The sequence below is a fragment of the Mycobacterium helveticum genome (assembly GCF_007714205.1).
Classification (GTDB): domain Bacteria; phylum Actinomycetota; class Actinomycetes; order Mycobacteriales; family Mycobacteriaceae; genus Mycobacterium; species Mycobacterium helveticum.
Map to the genome: position 1 here is coordinate 1 of NZ_VMQU01000296.1, position 1184 is coordinate 1184.

Genomic DNA, 1184 nt, shown 5'->3' on the forward strand with positions numbered 1-1184 from the left:
GCAACGCCGCCGGCGCGCGCCGCACGTCAAACGTCGTCACCGGCAACGGCCGCAACACCCCCGCCTCGAACAACTCGACCAGATCGCCGAGCATCCGCTGGATGCGGTCGGGTCCGGCCTCGAAGAGGTCGAAGGCGCGGTACCGCACCCCGGGATACTGCTCGGCGATGGCCTCCGGGTCGCGGATGTCGGTCTTGCCCATCTCCAAGAACACCCCGCCCGGGGCCACCAACCGCAGCGACGCATCCACGAACTCACCGGCCAGCGAGTCCAGCACCACCTCAAAACCACGGCCACCGGTGACCACACGGAACTTGTCCTCGAACGCCAGACTCCGCGAATCCGAGATGTGATCGTCGTCAAAACCCATCGCCCGCAAGGTGTCCCACTTACCCTTGCTGGCCGTGGCGAACACCTCCAACCCCAGATGCCGCGCCAACTGCACCGCGGCCATCCCCACCCCGCCCGCGGCGGCATGCACGAGTATGCGCTGACCCGCCTTGGCGGCGGCCAGATCCGTCAGCGCGTAGTAGGCGGTGGCGAAGACCACCGAAGCGGTCGCCGCGGAGGTGTGCGACCAGCCCGCAGGCACCTTGGCCAGCAGCCGCTGATCGGTCACCGCGATCGTCCCGGTGCCTTCCGGGAACAGTCCCATGACGCAGTCTCCCACCGCGAAACACCCATCCCCGGAGGCGGTTTCGACCACGACGCCGGAGGCTTCGACGCCCATGACCGCGTCGGGGTCCGGGTAGAGACCCAGCGCGATCATGACGTCGCGGAAATTGGCGGCGATGGCCGACGGCGCGACGCGAACCCGCCCGGGCGCCAACGGCGCATCGGCGTCGGGAATGGGCTCCAACCTGAGGTCCTCGAACGTGCCGTGACCGCTCATGCCCAGCCGCCACGACCCCTGACCGGGCGGCACCAGCATGCGGCCGGCCGCGCGGCTGCCGTGCACCCGGGCCGTGTGCACCGTCCCCCCGCGCAGCACCACCTGCGGCTCGCCCACCGCCAGCACCGCGGCCACCGCCGCATCATCCAGCGGCGCATCGGCGTCCACGAGCACCACCCGACCGGGATGCTCGGTCTGCGCCGAACGCACCAACCCCCACACCGCCGCCCCCGCCAAATCGGCGACATCCTCCCCCGGCAACGCCACCGCACCCCGGGTCGACACCACCAGC

1 protein-coding gene is annotated in these 1184 nt (G+C 70.8%); it reads right to left on the minus strand.

What is annotated here, in order from left to right; genetic code table 11:
• Positions 1–1184 (minus strand): SpnB-like Rossmann fold domain-containing protein (locus FPZ47_RS27575; RefSeq protein WP_145039799.1); only part of this gene is annotated, 1184 nt, incomplete at both ends.